The organism is Psychromonas algicola, from assembly GCF_004378355.1.
Classification (GTDB): domain Bacteria; phylum Pseudomonadota; class Gammaproteobacteria; order Enterobacterales; family Psychromonadaceae; genus Psychromonas.
Genome location: NZ_SNUB01000003.1, coordinates 59,159 through 84,173, shown reverse-complemented (window position 1 = coordinate 84,173; position 25,015 = coordinate 59,159). Strand labels below are relative to the sequence as shown.

Genomic DNA, 25,015 nt, shown 5'->3' with positions numbered 1-25,015 from the left:
TTACTTATTTATCTCTATCTTGTGCTTTATCATCGCTTTTTTGTATTTGAGCAATTGATTTTTGCATGCTGCTAAAAATACCACGAAGCATTCTAAGCTCATTGATTTCAGGTCTTGCACGATTTAATAATCGGCGTAATTTATCCATCACTAATCCAGGATGTGCTGGCACAATAAAACCAATTTCAAATAATGTTTTTTGAAGATGCTCAAGCATTCCTTCAAAATCAGCAGCTCTAGGATACTCTTCAACCACCTCAGGAAAAGACTCAGAAGCTAAGAATGACATACGAACTTCGTAGCTTAAGGTTTGTACAGCCATCGCCAAATTAAGCGAGCTATAATCAGGATTCGCAGGAATAAACACATGAAAATGACACTTTTGTAACTCTTCATTACTCAAACCGCTATTTTCACGACCAAAAACCAAAGCAACTTTATGCTGTTTACTTTCACTAGCGACTTTCACACCCATTTCTCTTGGATCTAACATAGGCCAATCAAGGGTTCTAGGACGAGCACTTGCCCCAACAACAAGACCGCAATCAGCAATGCCTTCATCGAGCGTTTTGTAGACTTTGTGATTTTTTAATACATCACTTGCACCCGCAGAAAGTGCGACTGATTTACCATCAATTTCACATTCAGGATCAACTAACACAAGATCTGTTAATCCCATGGTTTTCATTGCACGAGCCGCGCTACCAATGTTGCCAGGGTGAGAAGTACCAATTAATATAATGCGAACATTGTCTAGCATCGTTTTTCCTTCGTAAACCAGTTAATTTTTTGAGCGCAAAGTTTAGCATTGTTTAAAACACAACTAAACCACCGCGCACCTTCAATTTAGATTAAAAGGCTATTTATTAGACTAAATTTCAAACAATTAAAATATTGCACAATAGTATGACCTGTGTATAATTTCGCGCCGAAGGAATCTCCCTTCATGTTCTTTTAAAATCTAATGGTGATCCTATGCATCCAATGTTAAATATTGCGATTCGTGCTGCGCGTAATGCGGGTAAAGTAATTGTTAAAGGTTATGAAAATTTAGAGTCTGTTGAAGTTGAAGAAAAATCACTTCACGATTATGTAAGCAGTGTTGATAAAGAAGCAGAAGTTGCAATTATTGGAACATTACGCAAATCTTACCCAGACCATAGCTTTGTAGCTGAAGAGTCAGGCATTGATAATGGTTCAGATACAGATCACCAATGGATTATTGACCCGCTAGATGGAACCACAAATTTCATCCACGGTATTCCTCATTTCGCAGTTTCAATCGCATTAAAAGTTAAAGGACGCACTGAAGTCGGTGTTGTTTTTGATCCTATCCGCAATGAATTATTTTCAGCAGTTCGTGGCCAAAGCGCACAAATCAATGGTTACCGTACACGTACAAGTACAGTCCCTACTCTTGGCGGTACATTACTAGCAACAGGTTTCCCGTTTAAACAAAAGCATAGCCTTGAAGCTTATTTAAATATTTTCCAAGAATTATTTACTGATGTTGCAGATATGCGTCGCAGCGGTAGTGCAGCTTTAGATTTAGCATACGTTGCAACAGGCCGTATGGATGGATTCTGGGAGTTTGGTTTAAAACCTTGGGATATCGCAGCTGGCGAATTATTATTGAAAGAATCTGGCGCAATGATGACTGACTTTGCAGGTGGTAATGACTACTTCAAATCAGGCAATGTGGTTGCAGCTAACCCTAAATTATTAAAAGAGATGTTAACAGTTATTCGTAAGCATACCGCTTAAAATAACAAAACATCCCATTAGATGAAGAAACCAGAGTAACTGCTCTGGTTTTTTTGTATCTATACTTTCAATAAAATAACTATTTCCGTAATGCTAATTTAATACTTACCACAGCATGATCTGTACTTTCTCCATCGATATCAAAAATCGGATTAATTAAATGTTTATCAGTATTAATGTAATCACTTACTTCAAAAAAGCTCGATTGTTCTTGAGCATCAAATTCACTAGAAAGTAAAATATAATCTAACACAGAGCTACTCTGACCAAAGTAATGAGAAGGACGACGTATTAATACGGTCTCATCTTCTTGTGATTGTTGAGCTAATTTATTGGTTTCATATAAATCCCATGCATCTCGTAACGTATAGAATTTAACAAGCCTTTGCTGTGCTGCATCATTATTAAATAGTAGGCTAGGCGTTAATAAATGAGCGAGAATGCCATCTTTAACTGGGTTATTAAAATCTCCCATCAACAACATCGCATTACCTGTTTTCGCCCTTCTTTCAAGCATATTCATCATCAATAAAGTTGCTTCACTACCACGTTGAATGGAGGATGCCCAACCACCAGCAACTTGTGCTTTAAATTGGTTTAATACATTGCCCTCTAAACTAGTTAATGCGTCAACTTCGCTCTGCCATGACGCTCGCTTAGATTTAAAATGCACAACATAACAATCACAGAGTCCCAAATGAGGTAACTCGACAGTGGATCTCAATACTTTTCTACTAAAGTTAAAGTCTTCAGTTAAACCAAGTTGTAAAGCAAGCTCATTATCGACAGCGACCGCAGACACTTCTTTAATAGGAAATTTACTGGCTAATGCGACGACGGGATCTCGATAAATAAAATCATCGATGACAGTTGGTTTATCTACAACGGCAAAATGTTCATAACCTTCTTGTTTCACTAAGGCTGCTAACGCATCAGCACTAAAAACTTCTTGAAAACCTATAATATCGGGTTGATGTGTACATAGATAAGAAGCAATCCAAGCTTCTTTTTTCTGCCATTGCTCGGCAGAATAAATACGGTCGAAGTCATAAAATGCATCTGGCGGAGCAAGATAATTAAAAAGATTAAATGTCGCGATGGTTAATTCATCTTTTACAACGTTTGACCTTTGATCTACGTCATTTGATTCGCTTTGAAGAATGGAATTATTTGAGTTAATTGGCACAAGTTCCCCAGTAGAAATATAAACAATGGCTAGTATCGCATAGCGAGTCAATAATTAACGATTAATATGCTGCACATAGCTTTTCTATTATATGATCTTCGCCTATATACAAAATAAATTTCTAAGCTATTCTCTCTCAAAATATATCGCAGTATATAAAAGGCCGAACAGCGATGAAATATACACAATCAATTACCAATGAAAATCAAGCAGTCATAGCAACACAACGTTTTGCTTTAGGAGCTCGTCCTGATGATCTTAAAAATATACAAGGACAAGCTAAAACATGGCTATTAAATCAATTAGAGGTTTTTCCTCCTGTTGAATTTAATAAACGGCTATTACACTCTAATGATATTTTAATCTTGCATTCAGATTATAGAAAAGCACTTAAACTCTTCCGTCAACAGAAACTAAAGAATAACGCTGAACAGCCACAAAATCCTCATCAAACAATATATAAAGACCTCAGCGCCGATGCGCTTGAGCAATCAATTAACTCTGCTAATAGTTTTAATTGGCGATGTTTAGACTTTTTTTCTAACCATTTTAGTGTAACCGCACAGGGGCAATTAATGAAAGGCCTTGCTGCCACCTTAGAAAGAGAAGCAATTGCACCTAATTTATTTGCTCACTTTGAAGTATTATTACTAGCCGTTTGTAAACACCCAGCGATGTTAATCTATCTTAACAATGAAACATCCATCGGTCCTTCCACTCGTTCAGCCAAAAATGGCAAAGGTTTAAATGAAAATTTAGCACGAGAGATTTTAGAGCTTCATACGCTAGGCGTAAATGGTGGTTATCAACAAGAAGATGTGAAAGAACTCGCGAAAGGCATTACTGGATGGAGCGTATCAAGACCCGATAAAGATAAACAACAGGGCTTTGTATACCGAAATTATCATCATGAACCCGGCATTAGACATTTAATGGGTAAAGCCTATCCAGAAAAAGGCATTAAACAAGGAGAAAAAATGCTTAAAGATCTTGCTAATCATCCTAATACAGCAAGATTTGTTTGTACTAAAATAATCCAACATTTTATTACCGACCAAGCACCTGAGGAACTCATCAACCATTTAACAGCCCATTGGCATAATAGTAATGGCCACCTAAAAACAGTGTTTAAAGCATTAATTAATCACCCTTTATTATGGCAACTTCAACAACAAAAATATAAAACACCTCGCGAATACGTTATTTCTACTTATCGTGCATTAGCCATCAAAAAGCTTCCAATCAAACAAGTTCAAAACGCACTATCAGTGTTAGGCCAAGAACCTTTTAAAGCTGGCTCTCCAGCAGGTTATAGTGATCAAAAGGAAGATTGGAATGGCTCAAATGCATTAATCGCGCGTATTAATTGGGCATCGAACTTGGCAGCGAAAAAACAATTACGCACCATTAATATTGAATCCTTTATTGAAAATTTATTTTTAACCTCCTTGAGCACACATAGTTATGAAAGCATTACCCGAGCGGAAAGTCGTCAACAAGCGCTCACTCTACTCTTACTTAGCCCCGAGTTTTTGAGGAGATAATAAAATGTTACGTCGTGATTTTTTAAAAGCATTAGCCGCAAGTTTAGTCGTTTACCAAACACCATTATTGGCACTGACTAATCATCCTAAGCAGCCTAAAGTAGTTTGGGTTATGCTTCGTGGTGCGTTAGATTCCCTACATACCTTAGTGCCAACTTTTGAAGCTGAACTGCAAACGTTAAGGCCCACCTTATTTAATCATATTAAAGGAAAGTGCTTACCTTTAGATAATGGCTATGCACTGCATCCTTCTTTAAAAAATTTACATCAATGGTACCAACAAAAACAATTATTACCCATTGTTGCAACCTACTCCGGATATAAGAAGCGATCTCACTTTGACGGTCAGGATTATATGGAAAGTGCATTAGCTGTACCGGATTTAGAAAATGGATGGTTAGCTCGTTTAGTACAAACAAAAAACAAACAAGCCATTGCTATTTCACAATCCACACCAATTAGTTTACGAGGAGCCAACCAACTAAGTAAAACTTGGTATCCTTCTCGTTTACCTAACGCCGAACAAGAAACTTACCAAGCTCTACAGCATTTGTATCAAGATTCCCCTGACTTATTAGCCAAGTTACAGGAAGGTTTATCGATGGATGCCATGCTTGATAAAAACAGCATGGAAAAAACGCAAAAAAATAACTTTGTTAGTCTTAGTCAGTCCTGTGGACAATTATTAACACAGGACAATATTGATTGTGCAATGCTAACTCTCGGGGGATGGGATTCTCATAAAAACCAAGCAGGACAGTTAGAACGCCAACTTAAAGTGCTCGATACAGGACTGCAGGCTTTAAAAACAGAACTCGCAGAGCAGTGGAATAATACCTTAGTGATTATTGCCACTGAATTTGGCCGAACGGTTAAAGAAAACGGCACCAGAGGAACCGATCACGGCACAGCCAGTGCGTTGTTTTTAGCTGGCGGTAAAATTAATGGCGGAAAAGTATTAGGAAAATGGCCTGGTTTACAACAAGCTCAATTATTCCAACAACGTGACTTACAACCAACAAGCAATACTTTTGATTGGATTGCCGCCTCATTGAAACAGCATTGGCATTTAAATGAGCAGCAAATCAATCATATCTTTCCAACAAGCAACTCTTATCAAGGAAAAATGTTTAGATAGCACACTTTACGTTAAACAAAATATCCAGTTAAGTTGTTCTGTTGCTGGCTAATATCACCAATATGCGAGGCAACCCATTGAGGGTTGTAATAGCTCTTGTGATAACGGTCTCCTCGATCACAGAGTAAGGTGACAATTGATCCTGTTTCACCTTGCTCATGCATTCTTTTCGCTATTTTAAGTACTCCCATCATATTTGTTCCCGTACTCGGGCCGACTCTTCTACCTAGTAATGTCTCCAGCCATAACATGGTTGCAATCGACTCTTTATCACTAATACGCATCATATGATCGATCACTGATGTGATAAATGAAGGTTCAACACGAGGCCGTCCAATTCCTTCAATCAAACTATACTTATTGTGAGTTAGCGCTTTATTAGCCGTTAAAAAATAGTCATAAAAAATCGAATTTTCAGGGTCAACAACAGTTAACTCAGTGGTTAATTGATGGTAACGAATATAACGACCTAAAGTTGCACTCGTCCCGCCTGTACCAGCACTCATTACAATATGCTTAGGGATTGGATTGGGTTCATTTTTCATTTGTTTGAAAATAGAATCGGCAATATTGTTATTACCGCGCCAATCAGTCGCTCGTTCTGCGTTAGTAAACTGATCCATATAATATCCTTGCAATTCTTCAGCAAGCGCTTCTGATTTTGCATAAATAAGATCTGTAGCATCCACCAAAAAGCATTCTCCACCGTAATGCTGTATTTGCTTGATTTTTTCTATGCTTGTAGATTTCGCCATCACGGCAATAAATCGTAGCCCTAACAAACGAGAAAAATAAACTTCAGAAATAGCCGTACTGCCAGAGGAAGCTTCAATAATCGTAGTGTGTTGGTTAATTTTTCCATTGCATAATGCATATAAAAATAATGAACGCGCTAAACGATGTTTTAAACTTCCTGTTGGATGCGTACTTTCATCTTTTAAATAGATATCAATGCCTTGTAAGTCAGGTAAATCAAGTTTAATTAAATGTGTATCTGCACTGCGTTGAAAATCAGCCTGAATTTTAGCAATCGCTTCAGCGACCCATTGACGTTGAATATTCATAGTTATCCCATTTACTTAAAAGTTAATGTTAACCTGCGACAAAAAGAATTAACGCCTTAAAAATCTTGATAAAGAAAAAATAAAAGAATAAATTTCCATTTAAATAGATTTTAAAGAAAATAAATCTTAAGGACTAAGGATCTCCATGAATATAGATAGCACAGATAAAAAGATTATCGCCCTATTGCAACAAGATGCTTCATTATCATTACAACAATTAGCTGAGCAGTTAAATTTAACCAGCACTCCATGTTGGAACAGAATCAAACGTTTAGAGCAGGAAGGCATCATTCAGAAACGAGTGGCCTTAATAGATCCTCAAAAAGTTGGCCTTGAACTGGTTGCTTTTGTGCAAATAAAAACCCAACAACATTCTGAAGAATGGTTGAAACAATGCGTACAACAAGTAAAGACATTCGCACAAGTATTAGAGTTTTATAGAATGGCGGGTGAATATGACTATTTGTTAAAAGTAATTGTTAAAGATATACGTAGCTATGACCTCTTTTATCAGCAGTTGTTAAATAACGTCCCCGGTTTAACCGATGTAAATTCAAGTTTTGCTATGCAGCAGTTAAAGTTTACGACTGAATTGCCTATTACATGATGAAATAATGGTCATAAAGTTTTAAAGGCATTACACTATTGAGACATCTGAGTCTTATGACTTTACCCTCAGCATTTAATTCTGTAATAAGGATAGTTTAATGAAATTGTTTTTGAAATTGGCATCGATTACCTTTGCCCTTCTATTTGTCAGCGTTGTTCTTGCGATCGCCATTATTGATCCCAACGATTACAAACAAGAAATTCAAGAGCAAGTTAAAAACAAACTTAATAGAGACTTATTAATTGCTGGCGATATTGGTTGGAGTTTCTATCCAGTTTTAGGCTTTGCTAGTGGCGAAGTCATTTTAAAAAACAGCCCAGAATTTGAAGAAACAACCCTTGTAACCATTAAAGAAGCAGCCGTTTCAATTAATATCTTACCTTTAATAACAGGTAAACTAGAAATTGGTGAAGTTATTTTAGATGGTGCAGAGTTTAACCTTATTACGAATAAAGATGGCTTATCAAACTTAGATAACTTACATCCAGTCGATGCAGTCAATCCAACTGAAACGGTTAAAAATACCACTCCAACGGAAGATAAAGTAGAAGAAAAAACATCGGAATCTTCATCGAACACTTACCTTTCTCAGCTTGCTTTATCAGGTATCACAATTACCAATGCTCAATTTCAAATAAGCGATCATCAAAAAGGTGAATATCAACAAATAGCCATTCAACGCCTTATTTTAGATGAGTTTGCCTTTGATCAACAATCTCACTTCAGCTTAACAACGCTCATAAAAAATCAGCAAGTAGAAGCTGAAATATCAATAGATACGGACTTATTGATAGATTCGGATTTAAACCAATTAACACTTTCCGATTTAATTATTGAAAGTAAAGTATTAAGTCAAGCTTTGCCTGACACCACGATTAATACAAGCTTTAAAACGGGTTTAATCTATCAAATTAAAAATAAACAATTAAACATTAAGACGATTGCACTCAACACCTTATTTTCAGGAGATTTTCTAACAGGTGAGCTAGATTTAAAAATCAACGACATGCTTGTATTAGACGATAATGATTTAAGTATTGAAGCATTTACCTTAACGGGGAATTTAAATGGTACAAGTTTAGAAAACAACCAATTAAACACTTCATTAAAAACAAATCTGACTGCAAATGTAAAAAAACAAACAGCAAGAATTGGGCAATTTGAATTGAACAATACTTTAAATGGTGAGGCGTTAGAAGGTGAATTGAACCTTTCTTTTAAAGAACTTAACGTAACTGACTTTGCAAACATCGTGATACAAAAATTTAAATTAGATGCAGAATTGGATGCACCAGCCATTCATAAAAACAAAATAAATACAAAAATTGAAACGGATATTAGTTACGACCTTAATGCGCAACAATTAAATATAACGTCACTACAATCAAAATTAAACCAACTACATCTTGATGGTGAACTGAGTTTTAAACAACAAGCAATTCCAGTTATTCGCTATACATTAAAGGGTAATGTTTGGGATTTAAATCCGTATTTGCCAGAAAAAACAGAAACCAGCGAAACAGAGCAAGAAGCAGTAACTCCAGTAGTAGCACAAACAGAAGAAACCACAGAACAAGTTGAACCTGACCTAAGCATATTGAAACAGCTTGATATCAGAGGAGATTTTTCTCTTGATGGTTTACTTTATGAAGACATAAAAGTTGGGAAAATAACCAATAAATTAATCGTTAAAGATGGTCAAGCATCAATAAAACCATTAACTATCAATTTATATGATGGTTCACTTTATTTGGATGCTTGGGTTAATGAAGCCAATGGTAAAAACAAATACCAAGCTACAATTAAAATAAAGGACCTAACCCTATTACCTTTATTAAAAGATGCAGCAAAACTTGAAATATTAAGTGGTAAAGCAAATTTTGATTTAGTGGCTAATGGACAAGGCTTAACAGCAACAAAAATCCAACAGGGAGTTAATGCAAAAGGCAGCTTTAAGATACTCGATGGCGAAGTTTATGGCATTAATCTTTCAGAGAAAGTGCGAGTTTTCAAAGCAAAGCTAAAAGGTCAAACTTTACCTGAAGATAAACGCGTGAAGAAAACCGACTTCGCTTCATTGAGTGGAGATTTTACGGTAGCGAAAGGTATTGTGAATAATCAGAAGTTACTTATGTTATCGCCAGTAATACGTTTAGATGGAACAGGTACAGCAAATACAATCAAACAAACGCTTGATTATAAATTGGGTATTACACCGCTTTCTAAAACAACTGAAGAAACTAGTTATGCGGATCTCGGCGGTATCTCCATACCTTTATTAATTAGCGGCCCTTTTGCCGATCCTTCTATCAAACTGGATACAGAAAGTGCTTTAAAATCAGAATTAGAAGCAAAAAAACAAGCTTTAAAAGACAAAGCTGCAGCTGAGCTAAAACGTCAACAGGAAAAACTAAAAGAAAAATCTGCTGATGAGATTAAAGATAAATTAAAAGATCAACTTAAGAAGTTCTTTTAAAATCTCAACGTTTTATTCAACCATAAAATGCCGCTTTTATAGCGGCATTTTTGTTTCACAAAAACCGATGACTTATTTATACCGATTGCGTTAAATATGTTATCTAAATTTTATGAAGAAAAAACAGTTCAATTCAAGGTATAAATTGACACCTTTCGAGAGGTTAACTTCGTTAACCCTCTATCGGTAGTATTAAATAAAAACACTTTAATACTTTAATGGCTGTTCCTTTTACGACATCTACAAAATAAAAATATAACGAAGAAGTGGGCTGTTTTAGCCAGCAAAATAGGTAAGCTATTTATCGTGATTGGTATTATACAAACGAGATTCAAAATCACTTTATGATAGCAATTGCGCTTTCAACAGAAGTTGTTATCATTTAGCCACTTATAGTCGGGGAGCCAAAAGGCTGAGATCGAATAATCGATACCCGTTGAACCTGATACAGTTAGTACTGGCGCAGGGAACTATGTCCAAATACCGCTTATTGAACTTATTCTACTTTCTATAAAACCGCTTTATAGAATGAATGTATTCATTGTGTTAAATCTTAAAAAGTTAATGTTATTTGATAAACATAACTTAATTAAGATTATTTGGTTTGCTGTGATGAGCTTTTGCTTTGAGCAGTCTAGTTCCGTGTGAGCAGTATTCGGAGCGATTATGACCAAAGTTAACACAGCCAATACTCAACATACTACACCGATCGTATTAACCATTGCAGGATCTGATAGTGGCGGCGGCGCAGGTATTCAAGCAGATATTAAAGCAATGTCAGCAACCGGAAGCTACGCTTGCTCAGTAATCACAGCGATCACAGCACAAAATACACTCTCTGTTTCAGCTATTCACCCTATTCCTCTTGAACACGTTGAAAAACAACTTGATGCGGTTTTTAGTGATTTAAATATTGTTGCAGTAAAAGTGGGCATGTTAGCGGATGCTGACATTATTAAAGTGGTAGCTAAAAAGTTAAAACAGTACCAACCTAAGTTTTTAGTTGTTGACCCTGTCATGGTAACCCGTAATGGCGACCTTCTCTTAGAAAAATCTGCTATCGACACCTTAAAAGCAGAACTGCTACCAATGGCTGATTTAATCACCCCCAACTTACCAGAAGGCGCAGCTTTAATTGGGTCTCAACTTTCAATCAATGAACAAGCAATGCAATCTATGGTTGAAGGATTACGCCAACTAGGTGCAAAAGCAGTATTATTAAAAGGTGGTTATTTACAACAAGACAAAGAGAGTAATGATTTACTAATTTCCCCCAATTCAGTACAACAACTAACCGCTAAACGAATCATTACCAACAACACTCATGGTACAGGTTGTACATTGTCTTCCGCTATTGCTTCATACCTTGCACAAGGACATGAATTAACGCAGGCAGTGCTACTCGGTAAAGATTACATTACACAAGCATTGACCTATGCGGATCAACTTTCGATTGGCCAAGGTCACGGTCCTGTTCATCATTTTTACAAACAGAATAACCAATGATGAATCAGCAACAAGCCTCTCCAAGCATCATTATTCGAGATGTAACACTACGTTATAACGACAGTAATGAGCCTATATTAAAGTCATTAAATATGGATATTCTAGCATCTAATTGGACCTGTATTCTTGGTCGAAGTGGCTGTGGAAAAAGCTCTTTATTGCGATATTTGGCGAATTTACTTAACACCAAAGTACAGTTTTCTGGCTCATTATCGACAAGCTCTGAAATTGATTTAAAAGAGCAAGTGGCTTATATGGCTCAGCAAGATTTATTGATGCCATGGTTAACTGTCTTAGATAATGTATTACTGAGTGAAAAGTTTTCTGCCAATACTAAAAAATCGCAAAGCGATAAACAGCAACAAATTAATAAAGCAAAGCAGTTATTACAGCAAGTGGGATTAACTGACAAAGAAACTTTATTGCCACAACAGCTTTCAGGTGGAATGCGTCAACGCGTTGCTTTAGCAAGAACATTGATGCAAGAAAAACCCATTGTATTAATGGATGAGCCTTTCTCTGCATTGGATGCAGTCACTCGTTATCGATTGCAAAATCTAGCCTGTGAATTACTGAAAGATAAAACTGTTGTATTAATTACCCACGATCCACAAGAAGCAATTAGGTTAGCCAACCAGCTTTATATTATGCAAGGCACTCCCGCATTTGCAGAACCATTAACACTTCCTTCTACTACAACACCTAGAAATAGTGATGCAAAATCGGCCGCTTTACAACAAACCATTATTGAGCGATTGGAGGCAGATTATGAGTAACCTTCTTCTTATTGCTAAGCTTCAAAATAATTTACATAAGCAATTTAATAAAAGCATTAATCAAGTTGATAAGCCGCTTTATATGCTATTACGCTTAACGATTAGCTTTCTAATTATTATCGCCATTTGGCAAGCTATTGTAATTATATTTGAACTGCCTTCATTTATTTTACCAGCACCGTTATCAGTATTTGAACGCCTTATTGAACGCCACGATGTATTATTTCGACACAGTTTAGTGACGGCACAGGAAGTCATTTTTGGCTTATTGTTAGGCTTGTCTATGGGCTTATGCTTTGCATTACAAATGTTATTGTTTAAACCACTCAAGCGTTGGTTACTACCTATTTTAATCATCAGCCAAGCGATTCCAGTCTTTGCCATTGCCCCTATTTTAATGCTTTGGTTAGGTTATGGCATTTCATCAAAAGTCGTAATGGCGGCGATTATTATCTTTTTCCCCGTCACCACTTGCTGTTATGACGGTTTAAAAAACACGCCCATGGGTTATTTAGATTTAGCTAAAACCATGGGTGCAACGAAATGGCAGATGTTACGTCGTATTCAATTCCCCGCTTCTTTACCCACTTTAGCCTCAGGTATTCGTGTTGCTGTGGTGATCGCGCCTATTGGTGCTGTTGCTGGCGAATGGATAGGTTCAAGTGAAGGCCTTGGCTATTTGATGCTACAAGCAAACGCTCGCATGTTAATTGATGAGATGTTTGCCGCCTTATTTATCTTATCCGCGTTATCCGTCTGTTTATATTTCATCACCGACAAACTGTTAAAAAAATTCATCCCTTGGGAAGTCTGATCTTTTATAAACAAACAAATATACAACCATTAAACACCAAATAGACAATAAAAAAGGAAGTACACAACATGAGAAAAAGCTCAATTTTAACTTTATTACTAGCAGTAAGTACCCTGCTTTCATTCACAGCAAAAGCGGATACACAAAAAGTGTCATTAATGTTAGATTGGTTTGTTAACCCAAATCACGGCCCAATTGTGATTGCACAACAACGTGGTTACTTTGAAGCACAAGGTTTAAAGGTTGATATTCAAGAACCAGCGGATCCAAGCTTACCAGCTAAATTAGTCGCGGCAGGTAATGTAGATTTAGCAATCACTTACCAACCAAGTTTAATTATTGATATTGCAGAAGGTTTACCATTAGTACGCTCTGCAACCCTAATCGCAACACCACTTAATACATTAATGGTGTTAGATAACGGAAAAATTGATTCACTGAAAGCGTTAAAAGGTAAAAAGATCGGTATCGCTATTTCAGGTAGTGAAGAAGCAATTATTGGTAAAATGTTAGCAACTGTCGATGTGGAATATAAAGACGTAGATATTATCAATGTAGGTTGGGCGCTTTCTTCATCACTTGCATCTGGCAAAGTAGACGCAATTTGGGGTGGTTTACGTAACTTTGAAACGAATCAGTTAGCACTTGAAGGATTTACTGCTAAAGCATATTTCCCAGAAGAACACGGCGTTCCTGCCTACGATGAATTAATCTTTGTAGCCAATGCCAATAAATACGATGCAAACATGATCAACGCTTTTAATGCCGCTATCGAACAAGCCACTATTTACATTGTTAATCATCCACAACAAGCGTGGGAAGAATTTGTAAGTTACGCACCTGACACACTAAACAATGAACTAAATAAACGTGCATGGCGTGATACGTTAACGCGTTTTGCTTTACGCCCTGCAGCTATCGATTTAAAACGTTACGATGATTACGCGCAGTTTATGTTTGATAACAAGCTTATCAAGCGCTTACCAAAAGCAAAAAACTACATGCCTATCTTTGAATAAGAACGAGTAAATCATGAATCATCAAGATTTAATTAAAAGCTGCCAATCTGATTGGCAAGCTTATACACAGCATCCTTTTGTTATGCAGCTAGCTAATGGCAGTTTAGCGCAGCCTTGTTTTTTACATTACCTGAAGCAGGATTTTTTATTCCTAAAACACTATGCACGCGCTTATGCGTTAGCAATTTATAAAGCCGACAGCTTAGCAGATATGCGTAGAGCCTTACCTAGCGTACATGCTTTATTAGACTTTGAGATTAACCATCATGTTACTTATTGTAGTGATTGGGGATTAACCGAAACTGATTTAGAAGTGGAAGATGAAGACTACGGCACAGTGGCTTATACACGTTATGTTTTAGATACCGGTATGAGCGGCGATCTTGTGGATTTATACGCAGCACTTGCGCCTTGTTCGATTGGTTATGCTGAAATAGGTCGTTTATTGACAAAAGACCCAAGTACTAAACACGTTGGTAATCCGTTTTCAACTTGGATAGCGTTATATGGCGGTGATGAATTTCAACAAAGTGTCGCAGAAAGTACCGCTCATTTTGATCAACTATTAGCTGAAATAGACATTCACAGCGAACGTGGCCAGCGTCTGATTAAGATATTTAAAACAGCCACCAGAATGGAAGTCGCTTTCTGGCAGCAAGGTTTAGACGCAAAAAACTAAGCCTCCACTCACACGACATGTAAGAATATCCTCGGTGATTCATATTGCATGTCGTGTTTTTAACCTACTAACTAGACCTTAATAACAAGAAGCCAAATCTTTAAGCCCTACACTCATTCAAAATAGTTTACACTCTCCTTAACCAGGTTAATTAAAATAGAACGTTTACTTCAGACATTTGGCAGCTTATGAATATTACCCTTAAACAATTACATGTATTTATTACTATTGCGCAAGAAAAAACCTTAACAGCGGCTGCTGAAAAATTATTCTTAAGTAAACCGGCAGTGAGCATGGCGTTAGCTGAACTCGAAAAACAGCTAGGTCACAAACTGTTTGAACGTAAAAATAACCGTTTATTAATGAATGAAATGGGTAGTGCTTTGTTACCCCTTGCCGACGAACAAATCGAACGTAGCCAAGCAATTACCAGTTTGTTTGATAATCATAACTTCCAAGGTCAGATACGTATTGGCTCAAGTAATACCGTAGGCAATCATTTATTACCTATTTTGTTGGCGCAGTTTAGAAGTAACAAAGATCATCATGACCAATATATGTGTATTGATAACAGCACCTCTATCGGAGAAAAGCTTAAAGACTATGAACTTGATATTGCTCTAGTTGAAGGTTTATTAGTGGACAAACAATTACATACAGAAACTTGGATAAAAGATGAAATGGTGATTGTTGCGAATCCTGAACACCCTCTATTAAAGAAACAAAAAATCACCCTTGAAGATTTAAATAAACAATCTTGGATCTTACGAGAAAAAGGCTCAGGAACGCGCGACTTTTTTATCCATCATATTGGACAATATTTAAATGAACTCGACATCACCTTTGAGCTAAGTACCACAGAAGCAATTATTAACTGTAGTGCAGCGGGCTTAGGTTTATCTTGCATGTCACGCACTGCGGCAAGGCACGCCTTACAGGATAAAAGACTAGTGACTCTACCTATCGAAATTGATATGTCCCGAGATTTATACTTGGTATGGCATAAAGACAAATATCAGAGCCCAATCTTAAAAGAATTTATTATTTATTGTCAGCAATGGTCACTGCCCTTTTAATTCATAATAAACCCACAATAAATTGCATTCAATTTAAGCTTCAATTAGAAATCAGTTTTCGGAGTATAATTAATAAGAGAAATTTTACCGATTCCCCACATTTCCCATAACCCCAACTCCTTCATATTAATATCTTTTATTTCTTTGGTTATAAGATTCACTTGACGATAATAATTACCTCGCCTAAACAATAGCGACTCTAAATCTACAGAAAATATAGGCTTAGCAGAAGAACTACCTAATAGCTCTTTAGATATTTCACTAGCTAATAATTCTCCACTATCCACTGAAGCCCAATGAGATTGTATTGGCCCTTTACCTTCAGAAATAAAATAAATAATTTTCCCATCAGGAGAAATAATAGGGAATTTAATTCTACGATTTTCTCCTACATCCAATTTAACCTTTTTCTTAACTGTTCCATCAAAGTGATGTATCCAAAAGCCATCGCTCTTCATCGCAAGAAACTCTTTATCATCTGGTAACAAAAACAGTCCTGATGAGTAAATAGTAGGTCGTTTAGTGAGATTCTTTGTTGGCAAATGATAATTATAATGCTCTGCATCACTATAAAAAATTACATTCTCACTATCAGACGTCCAATTAAAAAATGGATAACCACCTCCTTTCATTATACGGGTAGCTGTTTTATCTTTTAAATCGAGGATGCCACGAAAAAAACCATCCGGCCCATCCATTGATACAGCCACATATCGATTATCAGGAGAACGGATAGGTGTATGTACTATCGTTTGTCCATTAAAAATCAGTTCAGAATTAGCTACTTGTCGGCGATCAGAGCCATCTAATTTCATAGACCAAAGTGTATTTTTTTTATCTGAACCGAGTTTAGCTATAAACTGAAGCCTTGGTGTAGAAAATACTGTCGAATCACCATAATTTTCTTGGCGTATTTTAAGAGGAAATGTGGACTCTAATGATCTATCATTATTTAGCTCCACTGGTTGTTCTGTCGACTGCTCATCACAAGAGAACAATAAGAGTATTAAGCTTAACGCTAATACGCTTTTCAAACGATCATAAATAAACTTATTAATATTCATAAAATTTCCGTTAATCGGTGTTTTTCGCGCAAATCATCATCAGCTCCTAAGCGATTAAACTCGGCATTTTCATCATTAATTTTATTAGGTAAATCGACCTATGTGCCTTGCTTAATTAATAATTTTTTATAAGAGGTTTCTAAAAAAAGTAATTAACTCCCTTAGCACCTTAAAACTATATTATATGTACCAAATTTAAAAGAATTAGTAAAAAATAACCTCATTCGATCTTCTTTTAAATCTTATATTTTGACACTTTCTATCTACTCACTCTCATGAGTTGCAAAGTATTTATTGTCAGCAATGGTCACTGCCCTTTTGATTCATAATAAATACAAACTAAGTTGTTAAAAATTATCCGATTAATGATAAAAAGCCTAACCTGTTAACATTTTTGTAAAATATCCAATATAAAGCTACCTATATTTCAATAATAGCCTAGGATAAGAGGACAATTGTTCAATTAGTTTTTAGGAAAAATAAACAGATATGGCTAAAACAAAAATAATAACAACAGACGATATCTTATTAGTCTTATGTAACTCGATGAAGTCAGTACTTAGCAGTGCGACGGCTCATGAGATTAATTATTCTGCAATGGTACAAAAAATTAACAAAACCTGTTTAAAACCCGATATTGGATGTTTTGTATTATTTGATGGTGGTTTCTCTGGATTAGTCATTTTAAACTTCAGCGCTGAAGCTGCGATGGAGCTGTACACAGATTACATGGTTAATATGGGGTTACCTGCAAATGAACTTGCGACATCACACACAGCCGATGAAGTAAGTGATGTGATGGGTGAGTTAATGAACCAAATGGTGGGTGATTTTACTGGTGCAATTGGCCATGAACTACATACATCAATAACTCAAAACCAACCAAAAATGTTAACCATTAATAAACAAGTTTTATTATCGATTGATACTAACTTAGATCGCCCTCAAGCGCGTCGAGTGACCTTCTCTACTTCAAAAAACAATATTTTTTATCTTGAATTAGCCATGGATAAAACAGAGTTTATTAAGTTACCAACCTTTGAAGAACGTGAAAAATTTGATTTAGATACTTTACTTGAAGAAGAAAAAGAAAAAAGCAAAGCACCCGCTGCGCCGAAACAGGTTGAAGCGACTTCAAGTGCAGATGAAGATCTACTCGCAGAATTAGGCATTTAATCGTTTATATTTTGTAAAATAAAACTGCTGAATCAAACCGCCCGATGGCGGTTTTTTTATCTTGTGCCACATCACTTATCCTTCCTTTAAATAAAACCCATTGACATCATTTAAATAAAAATAGACTATCAAAGTCCAATTTATTTTCCTTAGGCACTTATGTTGAAAATCACACAATCAACTCAGTTTTGGCTACGACGCATCAATAATATTGCTTTGTTGTTTCCTGCTGTCTACTAAATAAATTTATATTCCGCAGTGTGAAAACTGCGGTCTACTTTTATTAAATCTCATTCCGTTTTTTTGCACTGCTTCTTACTAATAAGGAGTTGCTAATGTATGTTCCCGTTGCATTTTTATGTGTTGTTTTAGTTTGGTCAACTACCCCACTTGCTATTGTTTGGAGTAATGGTTTAGGTGATCCGCTACTTGCTCTCTTTTTACGCATGTTGATTGCAACTATTATTGCGAGCGTGGTTTTAATCACATCTCGATTAACTTTACCATTGCATAAACAAGCTATTAAGCTTTATTGTTATTCATCACTTGGCGTATTTTTTGCGATGACATTAAGCTATTTATCTGCACGCTATATTAGCTCAGGTATGATTTCTTTGATGTTTGGTTTATCACCTATAGTGTCTGGATTATTAGCTCAAAAAATATTAAAAGAAGATCCTTTTAGTCGCGTTAAAATGATTGCTTTAAGTTTCGCAATTATTGGTTTATGCATTATTTTCTATAACAATATTAATGCTTCACTTAACCAGTCTCATGTCAATCTAAGCAACTATTTAATAGGGCTGGCTTGTATCACATTGGCTGTTTTTAGTTTTTGTTTAAGCGCCGTCTTAGTTAAAACCATTGAGATTAAAATACATGCATTCTCAACCACTATCGGCACCTTATATGTTTCTACATTGTTATTATTAATGACTTGGTATTGTTTCGGCGAAATGCTAGACGACATCACTTGGTCTATCCAAGCTCTCTCTGCTATTAGTTATTTAGGTATTTTTGGATCGCTAGTGGGTTTTGTTGCTTACTATTATATTTTGCAGCATTTAAGCGCCAGTAGCGTTTCATTAACGACATTAATCACACCCATTTTTGCAATTAGCTTAGGTGTTATTTTTAATAATGAAACAATAAGCCTGCATTTGTTGATAGGAAGTACATTAATTTTATTCGCCTTATCTTTATATCATTGGGGAGATAAATGGATAAAAAGGTTTAGCGGTTTAGGCGAACGATAAGCGTTAAAAAGAAAAAGGCTTGGGATTTAAATCACCAAGCCTTTAAACGTTTAAGTAAATTAAAATTTACTTACTTTTTCATTTCTGAAGCACGTTTTTGTTGAAACACTGTGAATTCATCTTCAGTAATTACACTGTTATCATTGCTGTCAATCATTGCAAATGTTGGACGATTTGCTTCGCGCTCAATTCGTTTTAACTGTTTTTCTTCAAGCATTGCATTAAATTCTTGCTCTGAAACAGTACCATTTTGATCAGCATCTAACATAGTTAATTTAGAGCCTCTTTTCGCTTTAGTAATTAATGCATACTCTTGTTCAGATAATTGACCATCAGCGTTAGCATCTAGCGTTTTAAATGCAGGGTAATTGTGTTTATTACCTTTGCCGCCTTTATGCCCTTTATGGTCTTTTTTATGATCACGCATTGCTTTTAGTTCATCTGCAGAAAGCTCACCATCGCTATTTTTATCTAAAGCAGCAAAAGTAGGACGACTGTCGATTCGCTTTGCCTGTTTCACTTTTTGTGCTGCAACCATTGCATTAAATTCAGCTTCAGTTACTTCACCATTATTATTGGCATCTAACTTTTTAAAACCACCTTGTTTATCACTTTTTTTAGACTTGCCTTGTTTATTGCCTTTGTTAGCCATCATGCTATCAAATTCAGCTTTAGTAATTGTATCGCTATTATCAGTATCAATATTAGCAAAACGTTTAGCAAATCGACCTTTCGCTTCCGCTAAAGTAATAACACCATCACTGTTAGTATCAAAGCTTTCAAATGTAGGCTTGCCTTTTCCGCCATTTCCCGCCATTGAAAACGAACTTGCAGTCATTAAAACAACACCGCCCAATATAATTAATTTTTTCATATTAACCTCTTCTCTCAAATTAAGGCTCACATCATTGAGCCGATGTAGAGACTATAGAGATTCATTGTGGAGAAAATATGGAGAAATAAAGGATAAGTATATTTTATAAAAAAAAAGCATAAGCAGTAAAATCAGCCTATAGGAGGTATAAGCTGATTGATAAGAAGTAAAGTTTATAGCGCGAACTTGTAACCCACACCATAAATTGATTGGATACAATCCACTTCTGAATCCACATCTTGAATTTTCTTACGCAAATTCTTAATATGGCTATCAATAGTTCTATCAGTAACAATACGGTTATCAGAATAGATTTGAGACATAAGCTGCTCTCGACTAAAGACTTGTTCGCGGTGCTTATAGAAGTGCTGTAATAAGCGAAATTCAGCACGGGTTAAAATAACCTCTTTACCTTTTACCAGCACTTTCATGGTTGTATCGTTAATACTTAATACGTGCTCAGATACTTTTCCACCTTCGCCAGTACGACGTAAAATATTTTTAACTCGAACAACCACTTCACGCGGACTGTAAGGCTTACAAATATAATCATCTGCGCCTAACTCGAGGCCAATTAAACGATCTATCTCATCAATCCTAGCCGTTGCCATGACAACAGGCACATTAGTAAATGTACGTAGTTCTCTATAAATATCTAATCCATTTTTTCCAGGAAGCATTAAATCTAAGAGGATCAAATCAACTGAATTACTTTTCACCCAGTCAACGACATCGGCACCATCGTTAATGACATCTGCAGTGAAACCTGATTGGCAAATATACTCAGATAAAACTTGAGCCAGAGATTCCTCATCTTCCACAATCAAAATATGTTGTGCCATTTTAATTCCTTATTGGTCTTGAACTGATGCTAATGGAAAAGTAATGGTAATAGCTAAACCACCTAATTTAGAATAATTTGCAGTCATTTCACCTTGATGAGCATGCACTATGTTTTTACAAATAGATAATCCCAAACCAGAGCCTCCGCTCAAACGACTACGCGACTCATCAACGCGGAATAAGCGATCAAATAGTTTAGGTAATGCCGCTGTTGGTACACAAGGAGCACTATCTTCAATACAAATATAAAGTTGTTTATCTTTATTACTTAAATGAACTCTTAATTGCCCTGGGCCATCGGTATAACGAAAACTATTTTCTAATACGTTTGAGAAAAGTTGCGTTAATGATTTTTTATCACCTTGAATGCAGTGTTTATTCTTAGGATCAATAAAAGTTTGCAGTTCAATTTGTTTTTCTTGGCAACGTAATTGGTATTGAGCACAACTTGTTTTCAATATATTACTGACGCTCACACGCTGAGAGAGGTCAAATTGAACACCAGAGTCTGATAATGACAATTCGTATAAATCATTAACTAATTGACTCAAGTTTTGCACTTGGTTATGCAATGAATCAATGTACTTGGGCTCAGGTTTACGAATACCATCTTGAATAGCTTCGATTTCACTTTTTAATACTGAAATAGGTGTACGTAATTCATGAGATATATCCGCAAGCCATTGCTCTCTAGATTCTTTTTGATGCAGTAAGCTACGGCTTAGTTCATTAAAACGACAAGACAATGCGGCCAACTCATCTTCCCCTTTAACTTCAATACGAGTTGAGTAATCTCCAGACTGTAGTGAATTTGCTGCACTTTGAAGTTGTTTCAGAGGAGTAAGTAAATGATGCACTAGTATCCAAGAAAGTAGGAATGAAAGTAACGCAACCAATAATACAATCCATAAAAAGTTACTTTGTTGCTGCTGATAGAAACTTTGCTCTAACGCACCAGACATTGAGTTATGTTTTTTAGTCACAACCCAGCCAACCACTTCACCTTGGTATTGAATAGGTACTTTAATTAAATCTAAGCTTGTTCTTAACTTACGATTTTTAAAAATAAATTTTGATTCAAGATCAACTAGTTCAATACGTTTACTTAAACGGTCAATATAGTTAGCTCGAGATTTTGCAGGTTCTTTTAACCATTTTTTTGGTCGAGCAAAGACGTCTTCTAAGATCATAAACCAAGAGTCTGGTTTTAACTTTTCCCATCCATATTCAATGGAATAATAAGGCGCAACCTGCTCTGCAACTAATTGCAATTTTTCTTCATCGCCCTGGTTCAAATAATTCTGAAGTCCGGTTTGGAAACTTGAATTAATTAACCACGCCATACCAACAACCATAGAGGTACTGATAAAAAGCATTGCGATTAAAATCTTTTTGAACAAAGTTAGACGCATTAAAAATCCTTTGCTGAGCGTACATTTTAAAATAATAAGCTAATTGTTTTTGCTAATTTAAATAACAAAAAATAAAGTTAGGTCATAACTGTAACCTAAAAACAGGGTTAAAAATTCGATTACTTTTTAATTTTACAGGAAACTTACCAAAATAAATCTCATTTTTTAATAATTAACAGCAATAGTATCAAACCACTAGTAAAGACAATGACAAATTAACATTTGTTTATTTTATAAACGAATGCAAACACTTCATATAATCAATAGTTTAACTATAAAAAAACCCATTAAGTGAATCACTTAATGGGTTTTTAAAAGGCTGTTGCCGGAAATTCAAACTAAATTCAATACTCGTTAATTAGTATTAAAAATAGAATTAAATTGCCGTGATTGCAGCATTTAATGTTTTACTTGGACGCATTGCTGCAGATACTTTAGCAGGGTCAGTATCGAAATAACCACCTAGGTCAACTGCAACACCTTGTGCATCGTTAAGCTCTTTTACAATAACGGCTTCATTGCTTAATAGCACGTCAGCGAATGGTTTGAATTGTGCTTGTAACTCAGTATCTTTAGTTTGTGTAGCAAGCGCTTCTGCCCAGTACATTGCTAAGTAGAAATGGCTACCACGGTTATCTAACTCACCCACTTTACGTGAAGGTGATTTATCTTCTTTTAAGAATTTACCGTTAGCTACATGTAATGCTTCAGCTAGAATAACTGCTTTTTCATTACCCGTTTTAGCAGCAATATCTTCAATGGACACTGCTAATGCTAAAAACTCACCTAGTGAATCCCAACGTAAGTGGTTTTCTTCAACAAATTGTTGAACGTGTTTAGGAGCAGAACCACCAGCACCTGTTTCAAATAAACCACCGCCATTAAGTAATGGAACAATTGAAAGCATTTTAGCACTTGTACCCAATTCTAAGATTGGGAATAAATCTGTTAGGTAATCACGTAAAACATTACCAGTGACAGAGATAGTATTTTTACCTTCTTTAACACGTTGCAATGAGAACTTACATGCATCAACAGGTGATAAAATTTGAATATCTAAACCAGTAGTATCGTGATCTTTTAAGTAAGTATTTACTTTAGCGATTAAATTTTTATCGTGAGCACGGTTTTCGTCTAACCAGAAAATAGCTGGTTGGCCAGTTGCTTGTGCACGACTAACTGCTAAACGAACCCAATCACGAATTGGAACGTCTTTAGCTTGACACATACGCCAGATATCACCTTGCTCAACATCGTGAGACATCAGTGTATTACCTGCAGAATCGATAACGTTAACCGTCCCTGCTTCAGCGATTTGGAATGTTTTATCGTGTGACCCGTATTCTTCAGCTTTTTGAGCCATTAAACCGACGTTTGATACGTTACCCATAGTGGCAGGATCAAAGGCACCGTTTTCACGGCAGAATTTAATTGTTTCTTCGTAGATACCTGAGTAACAACGATCTGGGATTAATGCTTTAGTATCTTCAAGGTTACCTTCTGCATTCCACATTTGACCGCTAGAACGAACCATAGCAGGCATAGATGCATCGATGATCACATCACTTGGTACGTGTAAGTTTGTGATACCTTTATCAGAGTCAACCATTGCTAAACTAGGACGAGTTGCATAAACCGCTTGGATATCTGCTTCTACTTCCGCTTTTTTAGCTGCATCGATATTAGCGATCTTAGCGTATACATCACCTAGACCGTTACGCTCATCAACACCTAACTCTTTAAATAAGTCAGCGTGTTTAGCGAATACATCTTTAAAGTAAACCGTTACAGCGTGACCAAACATAATTGGATCAGACACTTTCATCATGGTTGCTTTAAGGTGTAGTGAAAGCATGATGTTGTTTTCTTTAGCATCGGTCATTTCTTTTTCAAAGAAAGCACGTAACGCTTTAGCGCTCATGCGAGATGAATCAATCACTTCATCTTTTAATACCGGTGTTGAAGCTTTTAATACGGTAGTTTGACCCGCTTTATTAGTGAATTCGATTTTAACATCGTCATCTTGACCTAATACAACTGATTGCTCAGAGCTGTAGAAATCACCGTCAGTCATGTCTGCAACATGTGATTTAGAATCCTTAGACCATTTCCCCATACGATGTGGGTTATCTTGTGCATACTGTTTAACAGCGTCTGCAACACGGCGGTCTGAGTTACCTTCACGTAATACAGGGTTAACTGCACTACCTAATACTTTAGCGTAACGCGCTTGTGCATCTTTTTCTTCAGCAGTTGTTGCCACTTCAGGGTAATCTGGTAATGCATAACCATGCTCTTGTAATTCTTTGATTGCCGCTTGTAGTTGTGGAATTGACGCACTTACATTCGGTAATTTAATAATGTTTGCATCAGGTGTTTTTGCTAAATCACCTAATTCAGATAACGTATCAGCTTGCTGCTGTGCTGGCGGTAACTTATCAGAGAAGTTTGCAATAATTCGAGCAGCTACAGAAATGTCGCGCGTTTCTACAACAATGTTTGCGGCTTTAGTGAATGCGTTAACAATAGGTAATAGAGAGTGAGTTGCAAGCGCTGGTGCTTCATCTGTTTGTGTATAGATGATTTTTGCTGATTTATCTGTCATTTTATTCCCTTTAACATAAAGATTATGAAGTGAATCAATCACGTAAAAAAATGTTATCAAATTGTTACGTAATAATTACGCGCATATCATATCGAAAATATGAAAATTATCCAGTTTCATAGCACGAACAACG

At 36.1% G+C, this 25,015-nt stretch carries 21 protein-coding genes and 1 riboswitch; of the genes, 13 read left to right on the top strand and 8 right to left on the bottom strand.

Going from position 1 to position 25,015, the window contains the following annotated elements; translation table 11 throughout:
- Nucleotides 1-4: 4 nt before the first annotated feature.
- Nucleotides 5-760, bottom strand: coding sequence for a tRNA (cytosine(32)/uridine(32)-2'-O)-methyltransferase TrmJ (gene trmJ / locus E2R67_RS02335; protein WP_134289331.1), 756 nt, complete (start codon nucleotides 758-760; stop codon nucleotides 5-7).
- Nucleotides 761-975: 215 nt separating this feature from the next.
- On the opposite strand from trmJ, the gene suhB reads away from it, so the two are divergent.
- Nucleotides 976-1,764 (top strand): inositol-1-monophosphatase, encoded by a 789-nt coding sequence (suhB, locus tag E2R67_RS02330; protein WP_134289330.1) that lies wholly within the window; start codon nucleotides 976-978, stop codon nucleotides 1,762-1,764.
- A 79-nt stretch (nucleotides 1,765-1,843) separates the two neighbouring features.
- Here the strand turns inward: suhB and E2R67_RS02325 are convergent, their stop codons facing one another.
- Nucleotides 1,844-2,863, bottom strand: a complete 1,020-nt coding sequence (locus E2R67_RS02325) for an endonuclease/exonuclease/phosphatase family protein (RefSeq protein WP_134289434.1) — start codon at nucleotides 2,861-2,863, stop codon at nucleotides 1,844-1,846.
- 260 nt (nucleotides 2,864-3,123) lie between these two features.
- On the opposite strand from E2R67_RS02325, the gene E2R67_RS02320 reads away from it, so the two are divergent.
- Nucleotides 3,124-4,494, top strand: a complete 1,371-nt coding sequence (locus tag E2R67_RS02320; protein WP_134289329.1) for a DUF1800 domain-containing protein — start codon at nucleotides 3,124-3,126, stop codon at nucleotides 4,492-4,494.
- A gap of 4 nt (nucleotides 4,495-4,498) precedes the next feature.
- On the top strand, nucleotides 4,499-5,632 hold the full coding sequence (locus E2R67_RS02315) for a DUF1501 domain-containing protein (protein WP_134289328.1): 1,134 nt from the start codon (nucleotides 4,499-4,501) through the stop codon (nucleotides 5,630-5,632).
- A gap of 11 nt (nucleotides 5,633-5,643) precedes the next feature.
- On the opposite strand, the gene E2R67_RS02310 is transcribed toward E2R67_RS02315, so the two are convergent.
- Nucleotides 5,644-6,690: a PLP-dependent cysteine synthase family protein gene (locus E2R67_RS02310; RefSeq protein WP_166739296.1), complete on the bottom strand. Its 1,047-nt coding sequence runs from the start codon at nucleotides 6,688-6,690 to the stop codon at nucleotides 5,644-5,646.
- A gap of 151 nt (nucleotides 6,691-6,841) precedes the next feature.
- Between E2R67_RS02310 and E2R67_RS02305 the strand changes: the two genes are divergently transcribed.
- The 8 genes from E2R67_RS02305 to E2R67_RS02270 all read left to right on the top strand — a co-directional run bounded on the left by E2R67_RS02305 (nucleotide 6,842) and on the right by E2R67_RS02270 (nucleotide 15,652).
- Nucleotides 6,842-7,303 carry an Lrp/AsnC family transcriptional regulator gene (locus tag E2R67_RS02305; RefSeq protein WP_134289326.1) on the top strand — a complete coding sequence of 154 codons (462 nt, stop codon included), beginning with the start codon at nucleotides 6,842-6,844 and terminating at the stop codon, nucleotides 7,301-7,303.
- Nucleotides 7,304-7,403: 100 nt separating this feature from the next.
- A complete protein-coding gene (locus E2R67_RS02300; protein ID WP_134289325.1) occupies nucleotides 7,404-9,782 on the top strand; it encodes an AsmA family protein in 2,379 nt (792 codons plus the stop codon).
- A 387-nt stretch (nucleotides 9,783-10,169) separates the two neighbouring features.
- Nucleotides 10,170-10,268, top strand: a riboswitch (TPP riboswitch).
- A gap of 180 nt (nucleotides 10,269-10,448) precedes the next feature.
- Nucleotides 10,449-11,288 carry a bifunctional hydroxymethylpyrimidine kinase/phosphomethylpyrimidine kinase gene (gene thiD, locus E2R67_RS02295; RefSeq protein WP_134289324.1) on the top strand — a complete coding sequence of 280 codons (840 nt, stop codon included), beginning with the start codon at nucleotides 10,449-10,451 and terminating at the stop codon, nucleotides 11,286-11,288.
- Nucleotides 11,285-12,064 (top strand): ABC transporter ATP-binding protein, encoded by a 780-nt coding sequence (locus E2R67_RS02290; protein WP_134289323.1) that lies wholly within the window; start codon nucleotides 11,285-11,287, stop codon nucleotides 12,062-12,064. The genes thiD and E2R67_RS02290 overlap by 4 nt, the downstream gene beginning before the upstream one ends.
- An 82-nt stretch (nucleotides 12,065-12,146) precedes the next feature.
- Nucleotides 12,147-12,878 (top strand): ABC transporter permease, encoded by a 732-nt coding sequence (locus E2R67_RS02285; RefSeq protein ID WP_243836933.1) that lies wholly within the window; start codon nucleotides 12,147-12,149, stop codon nucleotides 12,876-12,878.
- A 68-nt stretch (nucleotides 12,879-12,946) separates the two neighbouring features.
- Nucleotides 12,947-13,897 (top strand): ABC transporter substrate-binding protein, encoded by a 951-nt coding sequence (locus E2R67_RS02280; protein ID WP_134289321.1) that lies wholly within the window; start codon nucleotides 12,947-12,949, stop codon nucleotides 13,895-13,897.
- Between the two features lie 13 nt (nucleotides 13,898-13,910).
- Nucleotides 13,911-14,576, top strand: coding sequence for a TenA family protein (locus E2R67_RS02275; RefSeq protein WP_134289320.1), 666 nt, complete (start codon nucleotides 13,911-13,913; stop codon nucleotides 14,574-14,576).
- A 188-nt stretch (nucleotides 14,577-14,764) separates the two neighbouring features.
- The gene (locus E2R67_RS02270; RefSeq protein WP_134289319.1) at nucleotides 14,765-15,652 is read left to right on the top strand and encodes a LysR substrate-binding domain-containing protein; all 888 of its coding nucleotides are present in this window, start codon (nucleotides 14,765-14,767) and stop codon (nucleotides 15,650-15,652) included.
- Nucleotides 15,653-15,696: 44 nt separating this feature from the next.
- On the opposite strand, the gene E2R67_RS02265 is transcribed toward E2R67_RS02270, so the two are convergent.
- A complete protein-coding gene (locus tag E2R67_RS02265) occupies nucleotides 15,697-16,716 on the bottom strand; it encodes a TolB family protein (protein WP_134289318.1) in 1,020 nt (339 codons plus the stop codon).
- A 489-nt stretch (nucleotides 16,717-17,205) separates the two neighbouring features.
- On the opposite strand from E2R67_RS02265, the gene E2R67_RS02260 reads away from it, so the two are divergent.
- Nucleotides 17,206-17,892: a DUF3334 family protein gene (locus E2R67_RS02260; protein WP_134289317.1), complete on the top strand. Its 687-nt coding sequence runs from the start codon at nucleotides 17,206-17,208 to the stop codon at nucleotides 17,890-17,892.
- 335 nt (nucleotides 17,893-18,227) lie between these two features.
- A complete protein-coding gene (locus tag E2R67_RS02255; protein WP_134289316.1) occupies nucleotides 18,228-19,148 on the top strand; it encodes a DMT family transporter in 921 nt (306 codons plus the stop codon).
- A 70-nt stretch (nucleotides 19,149-19,218) separates the two neighbouring features.
- Here the strand turns inward: E2R67_RS02255 and E2R67_RS02250 are convergent, their stop codons facing one another.
- The 4 genes from E2R67_RS02250 to E2R67_RS02235 form a co-directional block, all read right to left on the bottom strand.
- Complete coding sequence (locus tag E2R67_RS02250; RefSeq protein ID WP_134289315.1) at nucleotides 19,219-20,022, bottom strand: EF-hand domain-containing protein; 804 nt, start codon at nucleotides 20,020-20,022, stop codon at nucleotides 19,219-19,221.
- Between the two features lie 173 nt (nucleotides 20,023-20,195).
- The gene (locus E2R67_RS02245; RefSeq protein WP_134289314.1) at nucleotides 20,196-20,864 is read right to left on the bottom strand and encodes a response regulator; all 669 of its coding nucleotides are present in this window, start codon (nucleotides 20,862-20,864) and stop codon (nucleotides 20,196-20,198) included.
- Between the two features lie 9 nt (nucleotides 20,865-20,873).
- Nucleotides 20,874-22,277, bottom strand: coding sequence for an ATP-binding protein (locus E2R67_RS02240; RefSeq protein WP_134289313.1), 1,404 nt, complete (start codon nucleotides 22,275-22,277; stop codon nucleotides 20,874-20,876).
- Nucleotides 22,278-22,653: 376 nt separating this feature from the next.
- Nucleotides 22,654-24,882, bottom strand: a complete 2,229-nt coding sequence (locus E2R67_RS02235) for an NADP-dependent isocitrate dehydrogenase (RefSeq protein WP_134289312.1) — start codon at nucleotides 24,880-24,882, stop codon at nucleotides 22,654-22,656.
- Between the last annotated feature and the right edge of the window lie 133 nt (nucleotides 24,883-25,015).